Origin of the sequence: Flavobacterium sp. FlaQc-30, assembly GCF_044005885.1 — a bacterium.
Classification (GTDB): Bacteria; Bacteroidota; Bacteroidia; order Flavobacteriales; family Flavobacteriaceae; genus Flavobacterium.
On record NZ_JBIPCO010000001.1, the window covers coordinates 387,669 to 411,232 of the forward strand.

Sequence of the window (23,564 nt, forward strand, 5' to 3'; positions counted from 1 at the left end):
GAATACATTTTTTTACTGTAAAACGGCATCGTTAGAATACAATAACTTATCCAAACTCTTATCTCTATCGTACACATCTGGATAAAAACCAATTTCGCCATCATCCGTTACCCACGCGGTAAAATAACCTATATAAATTGGAATTTTCTTTTTCAGCATACAAGGTGTTTCTTTTTCACCGCTCATTGCACTATTGATTTTATCAACAGGCCAGTCAGGATCATCTTTCAACATATGTAAAGCAAGTTCTTTGGCTTCTTTTACATTTATACATCCATGACTAAAAATACGTTTTTCAAACTCAAACAAACTTTTTGCCGGCGTATCATGCAGGTAAATATCATTTGGGTTTGGAAACATGAACTTAACCAACCCCAGCGAGTTTTTAGGACCTGGTTTTTGTCTCACATTACCGCCATTCCATTCCATATTATGATCAGCGAGATAATTTTTATCTTCCGCCATTTTTAGTTTCAACTCATTCTTTATGATGCTTGCCGGCACATACCAATAGGGACTAAATACAATTCTATCAATATTACCGCTAAAAATTACCGTTTCGGTCATTCGCGTTCCCACAAAAACATCCGAAACTAAATCATATTTTCCGTTTTTCACATAAATCAATCTAAACGACGGAATATTTACCATTACATATTCACTTGCTTTTGCTAAATCAGTTGGAATCCATCTGCATCTTTCCATGTTCAGCATAATCGTTCTGATTCGGTTCGCAATTGGTTCATTCATTTGATCGATATGATCTTTTGTAAAAGCATAATTCAATTTTAGACCGTATCTCTTTTTATACTTTAAAACACCCGCCATCATTTCTTCATCATACAAACTGCTTTTTGAATCTCGGGCTAAATCGCCAACTACAAACAAACGCTCTCTAATTTGTTTAACAACTGTACCGCTGTCAAATGGTTTTAAATCTTTGTAAGTCGCCGCATCAATATCAATTTTTTTCCAAAGATTATTTTTTTCAATGTTGCGATATCTTTTCAAAACGCTTTGAAGTTTGTAATACTGACTAAACAAAAGATTTTCATCTTTATTTAATCTATCTGGATCTCCCATTAAAGAATCTAAAATTCTATTGTAAGAAATTGATTTTGCAGGCAGATACCAGCCTATTTTTTTTAAAGTCTGCGGATCAACGCCAGAGTACACATTACTGGCATAAAAAACATACATATTAGATAATAAAAGTTCTGTATCTGTAGGCGAAAGATCTTCGGTAACATTTTCATTAAAAACGTCATCGATTAATGGCATATACGGCATAGTCGCTTTTACACCTTGTTCACTTAAAAGCTTTACTTTATTGTATAATAAAGCTCCAAATTCGCTCACGCTTTTATCATCATGCCAAATCATCTTGTAGTCTCTTTTTTTATAGAGATCTTCAACATCTTTTTGATACTTTTTCAGTTTAGGATATTTCTTAAAAAAATCACTTATAGATTCAGCGTTTATTGTTCCTGAATTATTGTCTTTACTAATTTTAAAAACATTTTCAAATGGTGATTTTTCATCTCCCACATTCGTCTTAGCATTTACAGAATCTACGGAAAACACAAAAAAACTAATAGTTATAATTGCGGAAAAGAGGGTAAAGTTTCGCATCTGTTTAAATTTTAAATTTTTATAAAATCTATTTTAAAAAACATCAAAAACTCAGAAATACTCGAAAGTAAATTTTCCTGCATTTTTGTTAAATTTGGAAGCCTGCGATTTTGGGTACCCAAATTTAATTAAGATTATTGACAATTCGGCGATTAAATACAGGAATTTTTATACGAATTTACAGACGTCATTATCCTTAAAAAATAGAGTTTATAAATAGCATTCTAGAATTTTAATGCCTTAGAAAATATATTTTTGATCATTTTGACCAATCTCAATATCAATAAATACAATTTAAAAGGGTTTGAATCCGAACATAATCTGTTATCTTTGCAGTCTGAAATCAGTTTACATAAATATAGAAATTTGAAATCGATTTCTTTCCATACAAAATAGCACATTAAAATGAAATTAGATAGAAAAGAAATTCTTAAAGCTTTAGAAACAATCACTATAGCTGGAGAAGGAAAAAATATGGTTGAAAGCGGTGCCGTTTCAAACGTACTAACTTTTGGCGATGAAGTTGTTGTAGATTTAGTATTGCATACGCCTGCAATGCATATCAAGAAAAGAGCTGAAGACGATATTAAAAAAACAATTCACGAATTGATATCTGCTGATGCAAAAATTAAAGTAAATATTAAAGTAGAAACTCCTGAGAAAGTCGAAATTAAAGGTCGTGCTATTCCAGGAATTAAAAATATTATTGCCGTTGCTTCTGGAAAAGGAGGTGTTGGAAAATCGACTGTAACCGCAAATCTTGCTGTTACGCTTGCAAAAATGGGTTTTAAAGTTGGTGTTTTAGATGCCGATGTTTACGGTCCTTCGATGCCAATTATGTTTGATGTTGAAAACGAAAAACCTATTTCGATAACAGTTGACGGAAAATCAAAAATGAAACCAATTGAAAGCTATGAAATCAAAATGCTTTCTATTGGATTTTTTACTGCACCAAGTCAAGCTGTAATTTGGAGAGGCCCAATGGCAGCAAAAGCTTTAAATCAAATGATTTTTGATGCTGATTGGGGAGAATTAGATTTTATGCTTCTAGATTTACCTCCGGGAACTGGAGATATTCACCTTTCAATCATGCAGTCTTTACCAATTACTGGAGCTGTTGTAGTAAGTACTCCGCAAGCTGTTGCTCTTGCAGATGCTAAAAAAGGAGTTTCGATGTTCATGCAGGATAACATAAATGTACCTGTTTTAGGAATTATTGAAAACATGGCTTATTTTACACCTGAAGAATTACCTAATAACAAATACTATATTTTTGGTCAGGAAGGAGCAAAAAACCTTGCTGAAGATTTAAATGTTCCATTCTTAGGCGAAGTTCCAATTGTACAATCTATTCGTGAAGCAGGAGATTTTGGACGCCCAGCGGCATTACAAACTGCATCGCCAATTGAAACTATTTTTGAAGAAATAACTAGAAATGTTGTACAAGAGGTAGTAAACAGAAACGAAAGTCTTCCTGCTACTGAAGCAATTAAAATTACAACAATGGCAGGTTGTTCTGCAGTAAAGAAAAATTAATAATAAGATAATTGAGATAGTTGGATAATTAGATAATCATTATGCGATCTGCAAATTATCTAATTTTCTAATTGACACATTTTCTAATTGATAAAATTATGACAACAGAAGAATTAACAAATAATGTTTTATTGGCTTTAGACGAAATCAGGCCATTTTTAAAATCTGATGGCGGAGATATTTCGCTTATCTCTATTGATGATGATAAACATGTTAAAGTTCGTCTTGAAGGTGCCTGCATAAGCTGCAGTGTAAATCAAATGACCCTAAAAGCGGGTGTAGAAACTACGATCAAAAAATATGCACCGCAGATTGAAACTGTAGTAAATATAATGTAACCATAGTGTTAACAATCGTGCTTTTTGTATAATTAAAATTAACAAGAATAATAACATTGTAAGCCATTAAAATAGCAAAACACCAACAAAACAGCAAAAACACACACGTTTTTTAATGATTTAACAAAAAACAATGTAAAGTTTTAAGAGTTTTAGTTAAGTAATTGTTACATTTTTAACTTAAATTTGTGACATAACCCTAAATCTTAAACTTATGAGAAAATTTTACATTCTATTAGCGTTGTTGTTTTTTGTTTCTGCAAATTATGCTCAAAACAAAACTGTTGTTGCAGACAAAGCTTGGGTAAATGAAGCAGAAGAGTGGTCGGATTTCAACTACGCCGGACAAATTGTATTCTCTATCAATCCAAATGAGGAACCTGGAAGTTTACGAGTTGGTAATTTTGATTTTTTGTATGATTTTGTAGATGGTAAAGGCAAATTTTCGAGTAAAACAACTTATAGTTCAGCATCATTTTCGCATCCAAGAAAAATCTCGGCTGTAACCGATAAACAAGGTGTTTTAAACTCAACTTATGAAGGAACATTAATCTTTCAATCTGATAAAGATTATTATTCTGTGATTGCAATTGTTAGCATTCTTGAAAAAAACGATAACATTCTAGGTGTAAAAATGCGCCTTAAGGAAGGTTCTCGAAAAGAGTATGCTTTTAGTACAAAACCAACAAGTTAATTTAAACAGAGGATTTTTTCACGTTATAAAATCCTAACATAAAATTCCAAACAATTAAAATGGATGTATTAATAAAGATTAAAGATCGAGAAGGAGTTATACACGAATTACAAGCTCCAACTGATATGGCGATGAACATAATGGAGTTATGCAAAGCATATGAACTTCCTGTTGAAGGAACTTGCGGAGGAATGGCAATGTGTGCTTCCTGCCAATGTTATGTTCTAAATGATGTTGCATTACCAGAAATGGGAGATGAAGAAGAAGCCATGCTTTCGGAAGCATTTTATGTTAAATCTAACAGCCGTTTAGGTTGTCAGATTCCAATTACTACAGAATTAGAAGGTTTAGAGTTAGAATTAGCTCCAGAATACTAAAAAATAAAATCCAAATATTTTAAAAATCCAAATTCCAAAAGGTTAGCCCTTTGTGAATTTGGATTTTTTTTTAATTGTTTTCTAAATCACTTGGATCAAAGGGTTCAAACTCTCTTTCAGAAAATGCTTCTGTCAAAATTCCTGACGAACACAACCAAGTAATTATTTCTTCGAGTGTATTTCCGGCTTTATAGATCATTTCGCTGTAGCGTGGTAAAACAAAATATTCGCCTTTATAAAGAATAATTTCGTCTCCGTCAAAAGTATCTCCTATTCTAACAGAACTCAGCACCTGATCTTTTGTCATCACTTCTTTGCCTTCATCCCAAAACCAATATTCCGTTATACGGTTTCTCCATTCTTCTAAAGTTAATATTATCGTTTCTGGAAGAAATATTCGCACGTATGTTCCGCCGAGAATTCCGCTTCCGAAAACTAATACATACTCTTTATAATCTTCATCAAAAGCAATGTTTAATGTTTTTTCACAGGCCAAAATTTCTTCTTCAGAAGCTAGAAACAAATCTGTTTTATTGGTCTTATAATTTGGAATAATCTTATAGTTATCGAAATTCATTTGTATTGCATTTATTAAGAGCTTAAAAGTATATCTTTTTTGCTTCGAAACTGAATTTATTGATACAAAAAAACCGTAATTACATTACTGCAATTACGGCTTTCTCTTTATAACAATTTTATTTAATCTCTAATTAAACCAAACCTGCTTGAATTAAATATTCAGCAATTTGAATCGTGTTTGTTGCAGCACCTTTTCTTAAGTTATCAGCAACGATCCACATATTTAACGTGTTTGTCTGGCTTTCGTCACGACGAATTCTTCCAACAAATACATCATTTTTACCTTCTGCGTATAAAGGCATTGGATAAGTAAATGTATCTAAATTATCTTGTACTGTTACTCCGTCTGTATTATGTAAAATTTCACGAACTTCGTTTACGTCAAAATCATTAGTAAACTCAACATTTACTGCTTCACTATGTCCGCCTACAACTGGCACACGAACTGCAGTAGCTGTAACTCTAATAGTATTATCACCAAGAATTTTTTGAGTTTCGCGAACTAATTTCATTTCTTCTTTAGTGTATCCGTTTTCTTCAAAACTATCGCAATGTGGAATTGCATTTCTGTGAATTGGATATTTGTAAGCCATATCACCTTGAATTCCTGCGTATTCGTTTTCTAATTGTTTTACCGCTTTTACACCAGTTCCAGTGATTGATTGGTAAGTAGAAACGATAACTCTTTTAATATTGTACTTTTTATGCAAAGGCGCCAATGCTAATACCATTTGAATAGTCGAACAGTTTGGATTTGCAATAATTTTATCTTCTTTAGTTAATGTAGAAGCATTGATTTCTGGAACTACTAATTTTTTAGTAGGATCCATTCTCCATGCTGATGAGTTGTCGATTACCGTAGTTCCAGCAGCAGCAAATTTTGGAGCCCACTCTAATGATGTATCTCCACCTGCAGAAAAAACAGCAATATCTGCTTTCATATCTACGGCGGTCTGCATTCCTACAACTTTATATTTTGTTCCTTTATAATCAATTTCTTTTCCTACTGATCTTTCAGAAGCAACAGGAATTAATTCTGTAACAGGAAAATTTCTTTCTGCTAAAACTTTAAGCATTACTTCGCCAACCATTCCGGTAGCACCTACAACCGCTATTCTCATTTTTATATTTTTAATATCAATTAATCAAATTTACTCTGCAAAAATAGTTATAATAAAAACGAAAACAATATGCTTCACAAAAAATAACAAAATGTTACAAAACAAACATTTCATAAAAAAAACCGCCCAATTAAGGAACGGTTTAGTTAGACATAGTGCAGCGGAATTATTTTTTAAGCAAATCTCTAATTTGCGTAAGTAACTCTTCTTGAGTTGGTCCTGCAGGTACAGCCGCAACCTCTTCTTTTTTCTTAACTTTATCAGCAGCTCTTAAAACAACAAATACAAAGAATGAAATAATTACAAAATTAATGATTGCCTGAACTAAATTACCATAGGTAATTACAGCAGCACCAGCCGCTTTTGCCGCAGCTAAATTTGTATAACTATTACCATCAAGTGTAATAAATTTTTGAGTGAAATCGATTCCTCCAGTCAGTAGACCAACTATAGGCATAATAATATCGTCTACAGCAGAGCCGACAATTTTACCAAATGCTCCCCCAATAACTACCGCAGTAGCTAAACTAAGCACATCACCTTTCAATAAAGAAGCCTTAAAATCTGCGAAAAATCCCATAGTATCTATTTTTAAAATTAAACTCAATATCAAATATAATAATTTTAACAAATATTCTACCTGAAAAATACTCTTTTTACGCGCTGCGAGATGCTCGTTATAATTTCGTAAGGAATCGTTTTTAATGCTTCTGCCATTTCAACAACGGTAGGGCTTTCGCCGAAAATAATAACTGAATCTCCTTCTTTACATTCAATATGACTTACATCTACCATTAACATATCCATGCAAACGCTTCCTACTATATACGCTTTTTGATTTTTAATGGTTACAAAACCAACTTGATTTCCCCATAATCTAGAAATTCCGTCAGCGTAACCTATTGGTATTGTAGCAATTTTCGTTTCTTTCTTTGCCATAAATCTACGGCCATAACCTACGCTGTCTCCGCTTGGAATGGTACGTACTTGAGATATAATCGATTTTAATGTTCCAACATTTTCTAGATATTTCTGTTCTGCCGGATCATTGGAAACACCATATAATCCAATTCCTAAACGCACCATATTATATTGTGCATTTGGAAAATTACTAATTCCAGATGTATTCAAAATATGGCGAATTGGACTTATATTTAATTCAGACATTAATCTTGAAGATAATTTTTCGAACAAACTTATTTGTTCTTCCACAAATTCAAAGTGGCTTGGATCATCACTTGTTGCTAAATGCGATAAAATACTTTGAACGCGCACTGTTGAATTTCCTTGTAAAGTTGAAATCAGTTCTTCGATTGTATTATCCTCAAAACCTAAACGATGCATTCCTGTATCCAATTTTATATGAATAGGATAATCTTTTAGATTCTTTTCTCTAGCTATTTTCAAAAAGGCATTTAGTCCTTTTATACTATAAATTTCAGGTTCTAATTGGTATTGAATTATCGAAGGAAAACTGGTCGATTCTGGGTTTAAAACCATAATTGGCAATTTTATTCCGCCATTTTTCAGTGAAATTCCTTCATCGGCAAAAGCCACTCCTAAATAATCTGTGTTATGATGTTCTAGCAGTTTTGCAATTTCTAAACCTCCGTTTCCATAACCAAATGCTTTTACCATGACCATGATTTTTACATCATTGGCCAATTTAGATTTATAGTAATTTAAGTTATGATTTATCGAATCTAAGTTGATTTCGAGAACTGTTTCGTGTGTTTTTTCTTCAAGCAGAGAAACAATTTCTTCGAATTGAAATGATCTTGCTCCTTTTATTAAAATGGTTTCGTTACTAAAATTTAAATCATCTACGGCTTCGATAAATGATGCTGTATTTAAAAACATACTGCTGTTTGGAAACTTAGCCGCAAAAGAAGAAATCGTAGGTCCAATACCTATAACACGGTTTATTTTATTATCAGCAATAAGCTGCGCTACTTTTGAGTATAATTCTTCATTTGAAAATCCGCTTTGAAAAATATCCGACAAAATAACGGTTTTAGAGGCGTTCTTTTTTTTCTGACTTTCTAAAAAATCTAAAGCAATTTTAAGCGACTGAAAGTCTGAGCTGTAACTATCGTCAATAATACTGCAATTATTAATTCCGTTTTTTACTTCTAAACGCATTTGAACCGGATACAACATTTGTACACGATTTTGAATAACGGCAAAATCATATTTAAAGTAAAGCATTACTAGTAAACAAGAAATCGCATTTTCGACAGAAGCGGAATCACTAAATGGAATTTCGAGATTGAAACTCTCATTATTGTATTGATATTGAATGGTTGTTGTATCGTTTTTTGTTTCTTTTTTTAGAATAAAAACAGCAGCACTTTGATCTGTAAAACTCCACGAGAACAGCTTTCTATCTTTTAAAGGATTTTCGGCAGAAAATGCAGTTAGACATTTGTCTACCAATTGATTTTTTTGATAAACAATTACTGGTGTATTTTTAAACAGTACTAATTTCTCATTGATTTTTTGCTCTGTATTTTGAAAACCTTCATCATGAGCAGATCCTATATTGGTTAAAACTCCAATATTAGGCTTAATGATTTGTTCTAAATTGGCCATTTCTTTTACAGTAGAAATTCCGGCTTCAAAAATGCCTAAATTATGTTTTTCGTTTATTGCAATAACAGACAACGGAACTCCTACTTGAGAATTGTAACTTTTAGGGCTTCGAATAATATTAAAATCAGGACTAAGCAAAAAATTAAGCCATTCCTTGACAATCGTTTTACCATTGCTGCCCGTTAATCCGATTACGGGAAAATCGAACAGATTTCTATAATAAGCGGCAAATTCATGAAATGCTTTGAGCGTATTTCTAACTACTAAAAAATTGGCTTTTCCTTTTACATTTTCTGGAATATGCTGCACAACAAAATTCTGAACTCCTTTTTCAATAAGTTCAGAAATATAAAGATGAGCATCATTATTGACTCCAGAAAGAGCAAAAAACAATGTTTTTGCACCATTTTGCAGAGAACGGCTGTCGATCGAAATATGATCAACAAAAATATCAGTATCTGAACCTGTCCATTCGGCATTTAAAACCGAAATAAGGCTTTTTAAATTTATGCTCATTTAGAAAATTTCTTTTTGTCAAATTTAAAAAAAGGTTTGCCACGAATTACATGAATTCATTTTTAGATGCAAAAAAGAGTTTGCCACGAATTACACAAATTTCCGCGAATTATTGTTTGTTTTTTTGTCACAGATTAAACAGATTTAAATGATCTAATCTGTGAGAACCTTTTAATCTGTGGCTATTATTTAAACATTTAGAATATAAATAATTCGTGGCTAGAGAAACTAAATATTCGTTGCAAAAAACATTATTTCATTATATTTGTTCAACACCACAAAATAAAGCGTTTTGAAAAAAGTACTTCCACTATTCTCTTACATACTTCATCCTATATTTATTCCAATGTACACTACATTGTTATATCTTTTTTGCAAAGATGATGTTTTTACAACTCAAGAAAAGTACTTTGTATTATTTCAAATTTTGGTGATTACGATTATTGTTCCTGTTTTATTTTTCTTGTTGCTGCGCTCAACAGGACATGTAAAATCATTAATGCTTCCAGAGACTTCTCAAAGGCTTGTTCCCTTAGTTTTACAATCTTTTTTGTATATTTTATTGGTCAAAAGAAGTATTGTTATTACTCGTTATCCTGAACTTCATTTCTTTTTTCTGGGTGCCTTATTTACAACCATTTTAGCGCTCGTTTGTTCGCTTTTCAAATTTAAACCAAGTCTTCACGTTGCGGCAATAAGCGGTTTCACGATTTTTGCTATGGGATTAAACATTCATCTGCAGACGCAAAATCCGTATTGGAGTGCTTTTTTAATTTTAATGACGGGGATTGTTGCTTCTTCACGATTAGAAATGAATGCTCATACTCCAAAGGAACTTCTTGCAGGATTACTTATAGGCGTTTTACCGCAAGTACTGTTTTTATTTCTGTGGTTATAAAATGTAAAAAATCAGTCCGGCATTCAGGGTTTTTAAATTAACTTTCTCTCCTGTAAGTGTTGTAGCTGAATTAAACAAAGGGCTTAATCCATAGTACACATAAAGGTTCCAGGTATTATAACCTGCCGAAATATATGGTCCGTATTGAAATGTATTAATTGAAGCGTTATTTTTTATTTTATACGTTTCCTCTCCAGCATTCAAATTTGAAGTAGTTGAAAACACATAACTTAATTTTATCCCTGTATAAACCCGCCAAAACTTAGTGCTTTCAAAAGTAGAATTACGCCATCTAAATTCTATAGGAAGATCTACAGAATATTGCTTATATCGATTTGACACTATTTCGCCATAATCAGTAACGTTATAAACTATAGCTCCAGATCCGTCTCTAGAAATACCTAAATTTTGATAATAGTTTTGATAACTGAATCCTAAACCAGCTGCAATTGCAAATGTTCTCGATTTATTAATGGGCATATCACGCAAAAAACCTCCAGAAAGTCCTAAAGAAAATTTATTTTGCTTGAATCTTTGAGGTATATCTGTAAACATATTATACGTTACCGAAAAATAAAACTGATCTTCACGATACAATGAATCAATTTTAACTTCGGGTTTTACTTCTGGCTTCACTTCATTTTGAGCAAAAACACTGAAAAATGAAGTTAAAAACAAACAGCTAAAAAGTAATCGCATATTGTATTGTGGTTTTAAAAGGGTTCTTAAATAAACGTTCAAAAAGCTGCATTTATTTCACTTACAAATATAACACAATGCCACTTCATGATGTGATTTGAAAGTAATAATTCTCTTTTTCACGACGAATAAACCCATTCTTTGCAGTATTTTCAACAAATCAAGAGCAGAATCAAAAAAATAAACCATTTTTTCACTGGTCTTTTATACCTTTGTCTTGCATGAAAAGAAAGCAGCTCATATTAAGTTTCTCGTTTGCTGTCACAATATTGTTTTCGATATTGTTTCAGTCTGTGCACAGTTATGAGCATATCGTAAAACAGCTTTCAGAAAAACAATGCCATCATGATTACAATGATCCAAACGGAGAAATAACGCACCAGCACCATAATTATGATCTTTGTTTTGTTTGTAATTTTGCGTTTGGAGGCTATATTGTTCCAGAAAGTATTTCTTTTCAGTTTCACACTTTTGGCACTGAAACACCGTATTTCTTTCCTCTTACAGAAAAGATTTTTTCAATTTCAAAACCTTCGTATTTATTACGAGGACCTCCTGCTTTTATAGTTTCTTAAATTTCGAATACTCGAAATAATCTTTACATTTTTTTTAATCAAGATTCAAAATAACATTGAGTTTCCTAATCCTATTTTATTAATTAGGATCAGAATGCTGCATTGTAGTTTTAGTTTTTATTTAAAAGAAAAAACAATTAACTATAGCATAATTTCAAATGAAAAAAATAATAATTGCCCTTATTTTAGGGTTTTCGGGCTTGCTGTCTGCCCAAAATTCAGTTTCAGGTATTGTAACTGATACTCAAAATCAGCCTATGCCGGGCGTTTCTGTTTACGCACCAGAATTACATAAAGGAACAACTACTGATGCAAACGGAAAATACGAATTAAACAATCTGCCAAACGGAGGTTTACGCCTTGCTTTTTCGTTTGTTGGATTTGCTACCCAAAATAAAACAATTGCCAAATTGGTAAAGCAAAACACATTAGATGTGAGTCTTGCAGAATCTATCTTAGAAATGGATGAAGTTGTAGTTTCTACTCCTTTCAACAAACTGCAATCGCAAAACGTAATGAAAATTGAGCATGAAAGCATCAAAACTTTACAGCAAAAAGGAACCTCAACTTTAATAGAAGGTTTAGCAACAATTCCGGGAGTTTCTCAAATTTCGACGGGAACTTCTATTGGAAAACCAGTAATTCGAGGATTAAGCGGTAATCGTGTTTTAGTTTATTCGCAAGGCGTTCGTATCGAAAATCAGCAGTTTGGCGACGAACATGGTTTAGGCTTGAATGATGCCGGAATCGAAAGTGTCGAAGTTATCAAAGGACCTGCTTCTTTGCTTTATGGTTCTGATGCTTTGGGAGGTGTTTTATATTTTAATCCTGAAAAATTTGCTGATGCTGGAGATTTTAAAGCTAATTTCAGTCAAAAATATTTCACCAATACACAAGGAAGCAATTCTTCTATTGGATTAAAAACATCTACTGACAATTGGAAATTTCTAGCACGCGGAAGTTACAACACCCATTCTGATTATAAAATTTCTGGCGGTGATCGCGTGACGAATTCTCGTTATAATGAAACTGATTTTAAAACTGGAATCGGCTACAGCAATTCGACTTTCTCAAGTGTTTTGAGATACAATTACAACAAACTTGACATTGGAATTCCAGAAGATGGAATCGCAGAACAATCTTCAAGTAAAGACACACAATTTCCTAGACAAGGAATTTTTAATCATTTATTGAGTTTGAACAATGTTATCTTTTTTGAAAACTCAAAGTTAGATGTTGATTTGGGCTATATTGCCAATGACCGAAGTGAATTTGAAGACAGCAACGACGCTTCTCTTCATATGAAATTGAATACTTTTAATTACAACGCTAAATATCATTTTCCTAAATTCGGAAAAATCGAAACTATTTTGGGTGTTCAGGGAATGCACCAAACGAATAAAAATTCTGGTGAGGAATATTTAATTCCTGATGCAACGACGAATGATTTTGGAGTTTTTGGAACTGCAAATTACGAATGGAAAAACAGCGTTTTACAAGCTGGTCTGCGTTTTGACAATAGAAATATTACTTCTATTGCACACGGTGAAGAAGGTGAAGAAGGTTATTTTAAAGCTTTAGATCGCTCTTTTGACAGCTTTAATGCTTCGTTGGGATATAAAACAAAATTAGCTGAACCATTAACTTTGAGATTAAATGTTGCCAGCGGATTTAGAGCGCCAAACTTAGCGGAATTAACTTCAAATGGTGTTCACGAAGGAACGAATCGTTATGAAATTGGAAATGCTGATTTGAAAACGGAACAAAATATTCAAACTGATTTGAATCTGGAATACAAAAACACACATTTTGAGTTTTTTGTAAATGGTTTTTACAATCACGTAAACAATTATATTTATACATCTCCAACAGGAGAAATTCGCGATGAGAATGATGTTTTTGCTTACGTTCAGGATAATGCAAAATTATATGGTGGTGAGGCTGGACTGCATTTTCACCCGCATCCATTAGACTGGTTACATTTTGAAACGAGTTTTGAAACTGTAATGGGTAAAAAAGACAACAATGATTATCTACCTTTAATTCCTGCCAACAACTGGAACAATACGCTTAGAACTGAGTTTAAAATTAAAGATTGGCTGAGTGAAGGTTTTGCTTCTTTGAATGTTTCTTCGACTTTTAATCAAGATAATGTAAGCGGTTTTGAAACAGCTTCAAAAGGGTATACTCTGGTAAATCTGGGTTTTGGAGGAACTGTTAAACTTGGAAAAACTGCCTTTGATGTGAACTTAAACGGAAACAATTTATTTGACAAAAAATATATTGCACATCTTTCAAGACTAAAAACAGACGGCATTCCAAACATTGGAAGAAACATTGTTCTAGGCATTAACTTTAATCTGTAACATTTTTAAACCATATCAGTCATATAAGTAAATATAAGCTAAGCACTTAATTAAAATGAGTTTAGATGACTAATATGGTTTAACTTTTTCCATTCATTTTTCACAACAAAAAGTGCTATTTTTGTTACAACAGATAAAAACTAACTATGAAAAAAACATTTTTATTGATGGCAATCACAACTGCAGGAATTTCATTTGCTCAAAATAAAATTCAATATCCAGAAACCAAAAAAGGAGAAACTGTTGATGTCTATTTTGACACAAAAGTAAGCGATCCGTATCGTTGGCTTGAAGATGATAAATCTGCTGAAACGGGCGCTTGGGTTAAAGCTCAAAACGAAGTTACTTATGCATATCTAGATAAAATTCCGTTTCGTGACGAACTTAAAAAACGAATGGAAAAACTTTGGAATTACGAAAAAATCGGTGCTCCATACAAAGAAGGAAAGTTTACTTATTATTCAAAAAATAACGGTCTTCAAAATCAATCTGTGGTTTACAGAAAAGATCAGAATGGTAAAGAGGAAGTTTTCTTAGATCCAAACACATTTTCTAAAGACGGTACGACTTCGCTTGGCGGATTAGATTTCTCTAAAGATGGAAGCAAAACTGCTTATTCAATTTCTGAAGGCGGAAGCGACTGGAGAAAAGTTATTATTATTGATGCCGTATCTAAAAAAGTTCTTGAAGATACTTTGGTTGACGTAAAATTCAGCGGTATTTCATGGCTTGGAAACGAAGGTTTCTATTATTCAAGTTATGACAAACCAAAAGGGAGTGAATTGTCTGCAAAAACAGATCAGCATAAATTATATTTCCACAAATTAGGAACTTCTCAAAAAGAAGATAAAGTAATTTTTGGTGCAGATCAAAAAAGAAGATATGTAGGAGGTTATGTAACTGAAGACAATCGTTTTTTAGTAATTACAGCAGCAAATTCTACTTATGGAAATGAACTTTATATTAAAGATTTAAAAACGCCAAACAGTCCAATTGTAACCATTGTAGACAACTTCAACACTGATAATAATATTATCGAAAATGAAGGAAGTAAATTATTTATTCACACTGATTATAAAGCTCCAAACGGACGTGTGGTTACTGTAGATTTTAGTAATCCAAAACCTGAAAACTGGAAAGATTTTATCAAAGAAACAGAAAATGTTTTATCGCCATCTACAGGAGGCGGATACTTTTTTGCTAATTATACAAAAGATGCAGTTTCGTTAGTTTTACAATACGATTACAATGGTAAATTAATTCGCGAAATCAAACTTCCTGCGGTTGGGACTGCTGGAGGATTTGGTGCAAAAAAGGAAGAGAAAATTTTATACTACAGCTTTACAAATTATACAACTCCGGGAAGTATTTTTTCTTTTGAACCAAAATCTGGTAAATCAGAAATTTATCAAAAACCAAAAGTTGATTTCAAAAGTGAAGATTATGAGTCTAAACAAGTATTTTATACTTCAAAAGACGGCACAAAAATCCCGATGATTATTACTTATAAAAAAGGAACAAAATTAGACGGTAAAAACCCAACGATTCTTTATGGTTATGGTGGATTCAATATTAGTTTAACTCCAAGTTTCAGTATTGCAAATGCGGTTTGGATGGAAAATGGAGGTGTTTACGCAGTTGCCAACTTAAGAGGAGGAGGCGAATATGGTAAAAAATGGCACGATGCAGGAACGAAACTTCAAAAACAAAATGTATTTGATGATTTTATCGCTGCTGCTGAATATCTAATTGCTCAAAAATATACTTCATCAGATTATTTAGCTATTCGCGGAGGTTCTAACGGAGGATTATTAGTTGGAGCAACTATGACTCAGCGTCCTGATTTAATGAAAGTAGCTTTACCTGCAGTTGGTGTAATGGATATGTTACGTTACCATACTTTTACTGCTGGAGCTGGTTGGGCATATGATTATGGAACGGCTCAAGACAGTAAAGAAATGTTTGAATACCTTAAAGGATATTCTCCAGTTCAAAGCGTTAAAAAAGGAGTTCAATATCCTGCAACTATGGTAACTACTGGTGATCATGACGATCGTGTGGTTCCTGCTCACAGTTTTAAATTTGCTGCTGAACTGCAAGATAAACAAACAGGAAACAATCCAGTTTTAATTAGAATTGATGTAAAAGCAGGACACGGAGCAGGAAAATCTGTTGCGGCTACAATCCAGGAGAATGTAGACATTCAGGCTTTCACACTTTACAATATGGGCTTTAAAGCTTTGCCGAAAAAGTAAGACTTTAAAAACTTAATTTTTTTAGCCACGAATTACACTAATTTCCACGAATTTTAATTGTGGCGGATGTGTAAATCGTGGCTTATTTTTTTGCCACTGATTAAAAGAATTTGCGGGATTTAAAATCTGTGGAAATCTTTTTAATCTGTGGCTTTATTAATTTGTTTCCCGCAGATTTTGCAGATATAATTAGATTAAAAAAATCTGCGCATATCTGCTTAAATCTGCAAAATCTGCGTGAAATTAATTCATGAATTCGCGGCTAACTTTTTTGTTCGATATTTTTCTCACGCAGATTTAGCAGATAGGCAGATTTTTTTTTCACTATGAATCAGCAGGAAAAATAAATTAGTGAAAATTAGTGCAATTCGTGGCAAACCTTTTTTAAATTTGAAAAACCAAAATATCCAAAGATGAAAATTATAAAATGGGGAATTATAGGCTGCGGTAATGTAACCGAAGTAAAAAGCGGACCTGCTTTTCAGAAAGCTCCAAATTCAACTTTAGTTGCCGTAATGCGAAGAGATGCTGCACTTGCCGAAGATTATGCCAAACGTCATAATGTTCCGAAATGGTATTCGAATGCCGTTGATTTAATAAATGATCCCGAAGTTGATGCGGTTTATATTGCTACTCCTCCATCATCTCATAAAGAATATACCATTTTATGCGCCAAAGCTGGAAAACCTGTCTATGTTGAAAAACCTATGGCTTTGACTTTTGAAGAGTGTAATGAAATGATCAGCGTTTGCAAAGAACATAACGTGCCTTTGTTTGTTGCTTATTATAGAAGAAGTTTACCTCGATTTTTAAAAATAAAAGAATTAATTGACAAAGGAAAAATAGGAACTATAAGACATGTAAACTGTGTTTTATATCATCCTTTTGAAGCACGTTATGATGATGAAATCAATCTTCCGTGGACGGTTTTACCTCATATTTCTGGCGGCGGAATTTTTGTTGATTTAGCTTGTCATACTTTAGATTTTCTAGATTATGTTTTAGGCCCTATAAAATCTGTTCGCGGACATGCTACTTCGCAATTAAAAGCATATCCAGCCGAAGACTCTGTTTCGATGTCATTTTTATTTGAAAATGGTATTCACGGAACGGGTTTATGGAATTTTACCAGTTTTGAACGTTACGATAATACCGAAATTGTTGGTGATAAAGGAAAAATCTCGTTTTCGACTTTTGGAAATGACCCAATTCATATTCAATATGCAAATGGAGAAAAAGAAAGTATTGCAATCGAAAATCCGCTTCATATTCAACAGCCGCTTATAGAAACGGTAATTACTGAACTTTTAGGCAAAGAAGGATCTTCTCCTTCAAAAGGAACTTCAGCATCAAGAACGACTTGGGTTATTGATGAAGTTTTGAAGGAGTTTAGAAACTCTAAATCTTAAAATTATCGCTGAGAGCGAAGTCGAAAAACTAGTACTATATACACAATCTTGTCATTTCGACTGAAAGGAGAAATCACACGCGGGAATCTACAGAGAGAGTCGCCAATCTTTGTATAGTTTCTAGTGTGATTTCTCCTTTCAGTCGAAATGACAAAAAAACAAAAAAAGAGGATATTCATTAAGAATATCCTCTTTTCTAAAAACTAAAAAACTTCTATAAATTATAGGCTGTATTTAAGACCTAAAGTCAAACCTAAGCCTGAGATTCCAACATAAGAGCTTAACTCATCCATTGGTTTATCTTTATTAACTCCGTTTGGATTTGTTGCAGCGTTGTTAGAATTAACATCTAAACCATCTCTATAATTTGTATGAATTTGAGCTGTTGATCTAGTAGCTAAAGCATCATTACCATTCACTGTAAATTCAGTTGTTTCTTTTGTTTTACCGTGTACAGTAAAGTTTCTATATTCTAATTCAGCAAAAGCAGAAATATGTTTTCCTAATTTGTATGAAGTTCCTAAAGCTGCTGTAAATCCAATAGTTGGATTTGGTTTTACTTTATCAACACTATGAACATCTCCAAAAGCAACTGGTGCTCCTGTAGTTGGATTAAAAGCGATTGGAGCACGTGCATCTGTAGTAATTTCTAAATCTCCATGAACTGGAACTAAAACACCTACTTTAGTATACGGCTCAAATCCTTTGTGCTCTCCTAAAAACAACACTAAAGCTGGAGCAATATCAAATGCAGTAATTTGACCTACTGATTTAAAGTTATATACACCGCTTGGCGTAATTGGCATATCTGATGTAGTTTGCGCCATTGTTTTATCATTACTAGTGTAATAATTTGCTCCTAACTCAACTCCTAAACGAGTATTAAATCTATATCCAGCAGTAATACCAGTTCTAAATCCTTGACCAAAAGAACCTGTAATACTTTTTTCAGAAACTAATTTTCCTCCTACATAAGTTCTATTCATTGCATCATGTCCTCCAACTGTTGGAAACTCAGTTGAAGCAGTTTGGTTGAAATATGATCCACCCAATTTAAAATACCAGCTTTCTGGTTTGTCTGCTTTTTCAGTTTGCGCAATTGTGGCCATAGAACAAACTAATAATCCTAATAAAAATAGGTTCTTTTTCATAATTCTGATTTAATTAATTTATACAAACATAGAATTTTTTAACATATTCTTATAATTTGCATTGTTAGACTTGGAACGAAATCGTTGTAATTTGGAGCAATATTACTAAAAAACTATTATGCATGCATAATTTTAACACTAAAAAAATGCATTATTCTAAATTTTAACTGTTAAAATTTAGTTCAGCTTAAAATTTACCTGTAATTTCTCTAATTCCTGAAGCAACTCAGCAGAAATCCTAATCTTTAATCTTCGGCTTGGCATTGTTAATTTGGTAACAACTTTTATTTCTTCAATTTCATTTACTTCCTGAATCTTGGTTTCTTGCGCTGCATCTTCATTTCCATCTTCAAAAACAGCATCATCGCTTTCTTCAAAATCAGCAGGAGTTTCTACCTCAACAAGTCGTTTAATTTTTTCCAATTCCATAATCTCAAAAGTCACCGAATTTTCGCCTTTATTTTCATTAAATAAATGACTTAATCTATGAATAAATTCAGTTTGAAGATCTTGAATGTTTAGTAAAACAATCAATTTTTTAGCAAAAGCCTCCATAATATCCTGCAATTGTCTGATTTCGACAAACTGCATTCTTGGATCTGATTTTTTACCCGTATCATGGTTTACCCAACCATCTTTTATTAGTATTTTTAGAAAGGCAAAATTATTCTGTATCAGGAAATGTCGAAATTTAAGATATTCTTCTCCAAAAATCTTAAACTCATAACTTTCATCATAACCTTCTAAGTTAAACACTGCCCAGCCTTTTCCGTTTTTTGCCACACGGTGCTGAACGTTATTAATAATTCCGGCAAAGTTTAAATTTTTACCCACAAATTCATTCATGCTTTTCAGTGATTCTAGTCGAGAATTACAGAAATACTTCATTTCAAATCTAAAATCATCAAGCGGATGTCCGGAAATATAAATCCCAACAACTTCTTTTTCTTTTGCCAGTTTTTCCATTGTACTCCAATCTTCACATGCAGGAATAATTGGCTCTGCAATCTGCACTTCGCTTGCTTCTCCAAACAAACTTACTTGTGATGAATTTTCATTTTCCTGAAACTTTGATCCATATCGAATTGCTTTTTCATAAAACGTAATTCCGTCGCCATCATCATGAAAATATTGTGCTCTGGTTGTTCCTTCAAAAGAGTCGAAACCTCCGGCAAGCACTAAGTTTTCAATCGCTTTTTTATTGGCAGCACGCAAATCAATTCGCTGCGCCAAATCAAAAATCGATTTATATCTTCCGTCTTTTCTGTTTTCTACAATCGTTTCAACCGCTCCAGAACCAACACCTTTAATCGCTCCCATTCCAAAACGAACTGCATAATCATCGTTTACCGTAAATTTATAATACGATTCATTTACGTCTGGTCCCAAAACTTGTAATCCCATACGTTTACATTCTTCCATGAAAAACGAAACTTGTTTGATATCGTTCATATTATTCGAAAGTACCGCCGCCATATATTCTGCAGGATAATGTGCTTTCAAATAGGCTGTTTGATAGGCAATCCAAGCATAACAAGTCGAGTGCGATTTGTTGAAGGCGTAACTCGCAAAGGCTTCCCAGTCTTTCCAGATTTTCTCCAAAATTTTGGCATCGTGACCTTTTGCCGCAGCTTGTTCAACGAATTTTGGCTTCATTTTATCTAGTACTTCAATTTGCTTTTTACCCATTGCCTTACGCAAGACATCGGCATCACCTTTTGAAAATCCAGCTAAAGATTGAGACAAAAGCATTACCTGCTCTTGGTAAACAGTAATTCCGTAGGTTTCTCCTAGGTATTCTTCGCAAGCATCTAAATCGTATTTGATTTCTTCTTCGCCATTTTTTCTTCGAACGAAAGACGGAATATATTCAATTGGTCCTGGACGATACAAGGCATTCATCGCAATTAAATCTCCAAAAACCGTTGGCTTCAGATCTTTCATGTATTTCTGCATTCCGGGTGACTCGTATTGGAAGATTCCAACCGTTTCACCTCTTTGGAAAAGTGCATACGTTTCTTCATCATCAATCGGAAAAGTATCAGGATCTAGATCAATTCCTGTTCTATATTTTACTAGTTTTACGGTATCTTTTATCAGCGTAAGGGTCTTCAGACCCAAAAAGTCCATTTTTAGCAGTCCTGCACTTTCGGCAACCGAGTTATCAAACTGAGTTACATATAAATCAGAATCTTTGGCGGTCGTAACAGGCACATAATTCGTAATATCCGACGGCGTAATAATTACCCCGCAGGCGTGAATTCCTGTATTTCGCATCGACCCTTCAAGGATTTTTGCCTGCTGAATGGTTTCTCCTGCCAAATCATCTTCATTGGCAATGGCGATTAATTCCTTTACAAGTTCAAATTCATCAGCGCCTTTTAATGCTTTTTTAACATCATCCTCTGATTCAGAAAGGAAACGCGCCAGATTCCATTTTCCTGGCATCATTCCTGGAATCAGTTTGGCGATTCTATCGGCTTCGAATAAAGGTAAATCCAGTACACGAGCCGTATCACGAATTGCTGATTTGGTTGCCATTTTACCATACGTGATAATCTGTGCTACCTGTTTTTGACCGTATTTGTTGATTACATAATCCATTACACGTCCACGACCCTCGTCATCAAAATCGATATCAATATCGGGCATCGATATACGATCAGGATTTAGAAAACGCTCAAAAAGTAAATCGTATTTAATGGGGTCAATATTCGTAATTCCGAGGCAATAGGCAACGGCAGAACCCGCTGCAGATCCACGACCGGGCCCTACAGAAACGTCCATATTTCTAGCTTCGGCAATGAAATCCTGTACAATCAGGAAATAACCAGGATAACCTGAATTCGAAATCGTTAATAACTCAAAATCGAGACGTTCTTGAATTGATTCTGTAATTTCACCATATCTTCTTTTGGCTCCTTCCATTGTAAGGTGTCGCAGGTATTTATTTTCACCACGAACACCTCCATCAGCTTCATCTTCTTCAACAACAAATTCTTGTGGAATATCAAATTTAGGAAGCAATACATCACGATAAAGTGAATATCCTTCTACTTTATCGACAATTTCCTGAATGTTAATAATGGCTTCCGGCAAATCGGCAAAGAGTTTTTTCATCTCTTCTTCGGACTTGTAATAGTATTCCTGATTTGGAAGTCCGTAGCGATAACCACGACCACGACCTATTGGCGTTGCCTGCTTCTCACCGTCTTTTACACAAAGTAAAATATCGTGTGCATTGGCATCTTCTTTATTTAAATAATAAGTATTATTGGTTGCAATTAGCTTTACATTATGCTTTTGCGAAAATTCAATCAGAGTTTTGTTTACGCGATTTTCATCTTCCTGATTATGGCGCATCAATTCTAGGTAAAAATCATCTCCAAATTGTTCCTTCCACCAAATTAACGCTTCTTCAGCTTGGTTTTCACCAATGTTCAGAATTTTACTCGGAATTTCTCCGTATAAATTTCCAGACAAAACCATAATATCTTCTTTGTATTTTTCGACAATCGCGCGATCAATCCTAGGAACATAGTAAAATCCGTTCGTAAAAGCAATGGATGACATTTTAGCCAAATTGTGATATCCATTTTTGTTTTTGGCTAACAATACAATCTGGTTTCCGTTGTCTTTTTTACTTTTATCTAAATGGTTTTCACAAACATTAAATTCACAGCCCACAATTGGTTTAATCTCCGTTTCCGTAGGTTCTTCTCCAGCTTCAACCAAAGCTTTATTTTTTCCAGATGCTGCTTTGTTGTGGTTCATAACGGCGCTCACAAAGTGAAATGCGCCCATCATGTTTCCAGTATCCGTCATGGCAACAGCCGGCATTCCGTTTTTAGCAGTAGTTGCAACAATATTCCCAATTCCGATCGTTGATTGAAGAACCGAAAACTGTGTATGATTGTGTAAATGCGAATATTTTGCTGCTTTAAAATCTTCTCTGTCAGAATGCGAAACTGCAGGTTCTTTACCAACAGATTCTAAAGCTTTTAATTGCTCTCTGATTTTATCAGAAGCCGCTTTTAAATTGATGTGTTTTAAACCAATTAATGGAAACTCTTGCGGATTTCTAGCTTGAAATTCTTTGAAATATTCCTTTGGAACATCAAGTTCTTCTTTAGTAAAAACCTCTCTTCTAATTAACTCCAAGAAACAGCGAGTCGTTGCCTCAACGTCGGCAGTTGCGTTGTGCGCTTCTGCAAAAGGTTTATCAAATAAATAACTGTGTAACTCTGTTAATGTTGGCAATTTAAATCTTCCTCCACGACCTCCGGGAAGCTGCAATAATGAAGCCGTAACTTCTGTACAAGTATCTAGAACCGGCATTGTGCTCATTGGCGAATCTACACCCATTCTATGGAATTCAGCTCCCATAATATTAACATCGAAACCTAAATTCTGACCAACAATAAATTTAGTTTTACTTAAAGCAATATTAAATTTCTCCAAAACTTCTGCCAGCGTGATTCCATCAGCTTCCGCCAATTCAGTTGAGATTCCGTGAATACGCTCAGCATCATACGGAATATTAAATCCATCTGGTTTTACCAAATAATCCTGATGTTCAATAAGCTGTCCCATTTCATCATGAAGCTGCCATGCGATCTGAATACAGCGAGGCCAGTTATCAGAATCAGTTATTGGAGCATCCCAGCGTTTTGGTAATCCAGTAGTTTCGGTATCGAATATTAAATACATAAGTTTAAAAAGGCAAAATTAAAGTTCCAAAATCCAACTTTCACAACACATAAAACATTGATTATATGCGCTATACAAAATAGTAAAATATAGAATAGAGGAAATTCAAATTTAGT

17 protein-coding genes are annotated in these 23,564 nt (G+C 33.6%); 9 read left to right on the forward strand and 8 right to left on the reverse strand.

The genetic code is table 11. The annotated features are described in order from the left end of the window. Positions 1-12: 12 nt before the first annotated feature. A complete protein-coding gene (locus tag ACHRV0_RS01645) occupies positions 13-1,632 on the reverse strand; it encodes a murein L,D-transpeptidase (protein WP_395439704.1) in 1,620 nt (539 codons plus the stop codon). A 405-nt stretch (positions 1,633-2,037) separates the two neighbouring features. Here ACHRV0_RS01645 and ACHRV0_RS01650 point away from each other — a divergent pair, with 405 nt between their 5' ends. The 4 genes from ACHRV0_RS01650 to ACHRV0_RS01665 all read left to right on the forward strand — a co-directional run bounded on the left by ACHRV0_RS01650 (position 2,038) and on the right by ACHRV0_RS01665 (position 4,577). Beyond that, positions 2,038-3,168 carry an Mrp/NBP35 family ATP-binding protein gene (locus ACHRV0_RS01650; protein WP_089059495.1) on the forward strand — a complete coding sequence of 377 codons (1,131 nt, stop codon included), beginning with the start codon at positions 2,038-2,040 and terminating at the stop codon, positions 3,166-3,168. A 98-nt stretch (positions 3,169-3,266) separates the two neighbouring features. Further along, positions 3,267-3,506 carry a NifU family protein gene (locus ACHRV0_RS01655; RefSeq protein ID WP_053469915.1) on the forward strand — a complete coding sequence of 80 codons (240 nt, stop codon included), beginning with the start codon at positions 3,267-3,269 and terminating at the stop codon, positions 3,504-3,506. 214 nt (positions 3,507-3,720) lie between these two features. Further along, on the forward strand, positions 3,721-4,200 hold the full coding sequence (locus ACHRV0_RS01660; protein ID WP_129022597.1) for a hypothetical protein: 480 nt from the start codon (positions 3,721-3,723) through the stop codon (positions 4,198-4,200). Positions 4,201-4,259: 59 nt separating this feature from the next. Continuing rightward, on the forward strand, positions 4,260-4,577 hold the full coding sequence (locus ACHRV0_RS01665; protein ID WP_026982672.1) for a 2Fe-2S iron-sulfur cluster-binding protein: 318 nt from the start codon (positions 4,260-4,262) through the stop codon (positions 4,575-4,577). Positions 4,578-4,647: 70 nt separating this feature from the next. Here the strand turns inward: ACHRV0_RS01665 and ACHRV0_RS01670 are convergent, their stop codons facing one another. The 4 genes from ACHRV0_RS01670 to ACHRV0_RS01685 all read right to left on the reverse strand — a co-directional run bounded on the left by ACHRV0_RS01670 (position 4,648) and on the right by ACHRV0_RS01685 (position 9,385). Next, positions 4,648-5,154: an SMI1/KNR4 family protein gene (locus ACHRV0_RS01670; RefSeq protein WP_395439705.1), complete on the reverse strand. Its 507-nt coding sequence runs from the start codon at positions 5,152-5,154 to the stop codon at positions 4,648-4,650. Between the two features lie 133 nt (positions 5,155-5,287). Continuing rightward, entirely contained in the window at positions 5,288-6,277 is a 990-nt protein-coding gene (locus tag ACHRV0_RS01675; RefSeq protein ID WP_395439706.1) for an aspartate-semialdehyde dehydrogenase, read from the reverse strand. A 166-nt stretch (positions 6,278-6,443) separates the two neighbouring features. After that, positions 6,444-6,857 carry a large conductance mechanosensitive channel protein MscL gene (mscL, locus tag ACHRV0_RS01680; RefSeq protein ID WP_395439707.1) on the reverse strand — a complete coding sequence of 138 codons (414 nt, stop codon included), beginning with the start codon at positions 6,855-6,857 and terminating at the stop codon, positions 6,444-6,446. A 56-nt stretch (positions 6,858-6,913) separates the two neighbouring features. Beyond that, entirely contained in the window at positions 6,914-9,385 is a 2,472-nt protein-coding gene (locus tag ACHRV0_RS01685; RefSeq protein WP_395439708.1) for a bifunctional UDP-N-acetylmuramoyl-tripeptide:D-alanyl-D-alanine ligase/alanine racemase, read from the reverse strand. A gap of 292 nt (positions 9,386-9,677) precedes the next feature. On the opposite strand from ACHRV0_RS01685, the gene ACHRV0_RS01690 reads away from it, so the two are divergent. Further along, positions 9,678-10,283 carry a hypothetical protein gene (locus ACHRV0_RS01690; protein ID WP_241686436.1) on the forward strand — a complete coding sequence of 202 codons (606 nt, stop codon included), beginning with the start codon at positions 9,678-9,680 and terminating at the stop codon, positions 10,281-10,283. On the opposite strand, the gene ACHRV0_RS01695 is transcribed toward ACHRV0_RS01690, so the two are convergent. Beyond that, the gene (locus ACHRV0_RS01695) at positions 10,278-10,982 is read right to left on the reverse strand and encodes a porin family protein (protein WP_129022594.1); all 705 of its coding nucleotides are present in this window, start codon (positions 10,980-10,982) and stop codon (positions 10,278-10,280) included. The genes ACHRV0_RS01690 and ACHRV0_RS01695 overlap by 6 nt on opposite strands. A gap of 221 nt (positions 10,983-11,203) precedes the next feature. Between ACHRV0_RS01695 and ACHRV0_RS01700 the strand changes: the two genes are divergently transcribed. The 4 genes from ACHRV0_RS01700 to ACHRV0_RS01715 all read left to right on the forward strand — a co-directional run bounded on the left by ACHRV0_RS01700 (position 11,204) and on the right by ACHRV0_RS01715 (position 17,587). Continuing rightward, a complete protein-coding gene (locus tag ACHRV0_RS01700; RefSeq protein ID WP_164974987.1) occupies positions 11,204-11,557 on the forward strand; it encodes a hypothetical protein in 354 nt (117 codons plus the stop codon). A gap of 158 nt (positions 11,558-11,715) precedes the next feature. Continuing rightward, on the forward strand, positions 11,716-13,923 hold the full coding sequence (locus tag ACHRV0_RS01705; protein WP_129022592.1) for a TonB-dependent receptor: 2,208 nt from the start codon (positions 11,716-11,718) through the stop codon (positions 13,921-13,923). 146 nt (positions 13,924-14,069) lie between these two features. Next, positions 14,070-16,178: a prolyl oligopeptidase family protein gene (locus ACHRV0_RS01710; RefSeq protein WP_089053757.1), complete on the forward strand. Its 2,109-nt coding sequence runs from the start codon at positions 14,070-14,072 to the stop codon at positions 16,176-16,178. Positions 16,179-16,591: 413 nt separating this feature from the next. Beyond that, positions 16,592-17,587: a Gfo/Idh/MocA family protein gene (locus ACHRV0_RS01715; protein WP_395439709.1), complete on the forward strand. Its 996-nt coding sequence runs from the start codon at positions 16,592-16,594 to the stop codon at positions 17,585-17,587. Between the two features lie 221 nt (positions 17,588-17,808). On the opposite strand, the gene ACHRV0_RS01720 is transcribed toward ACHRV0_RS01715, so the two are convergent. Continuing rightward, a complete protein-coding gene (locus ACHRV0_RS01720) occupies positions 17,809-18,738 on the reverse strand; it encodes an outer membrane beta-barrel protein (RefSeq protein ID WP_089053755.1) in 930 nt (309 codons plus the stop codon). 177 nt (positions 18,739-18,915) lie between these two features. Then, positions 18,916-23,448: a DNA polymerase III subunit alpha gene (gene dnaE / locus ACHRV0_RS01725; protein WP_395439710.1), complete on the reverse strand. Its 4,533-nt coding sequence runs from the start codon at positions 23,446-23,448 to the stop codon at positions 18,916-18,918. Positions 23,449-23,564: the final 116 nt, after the last annotated feature.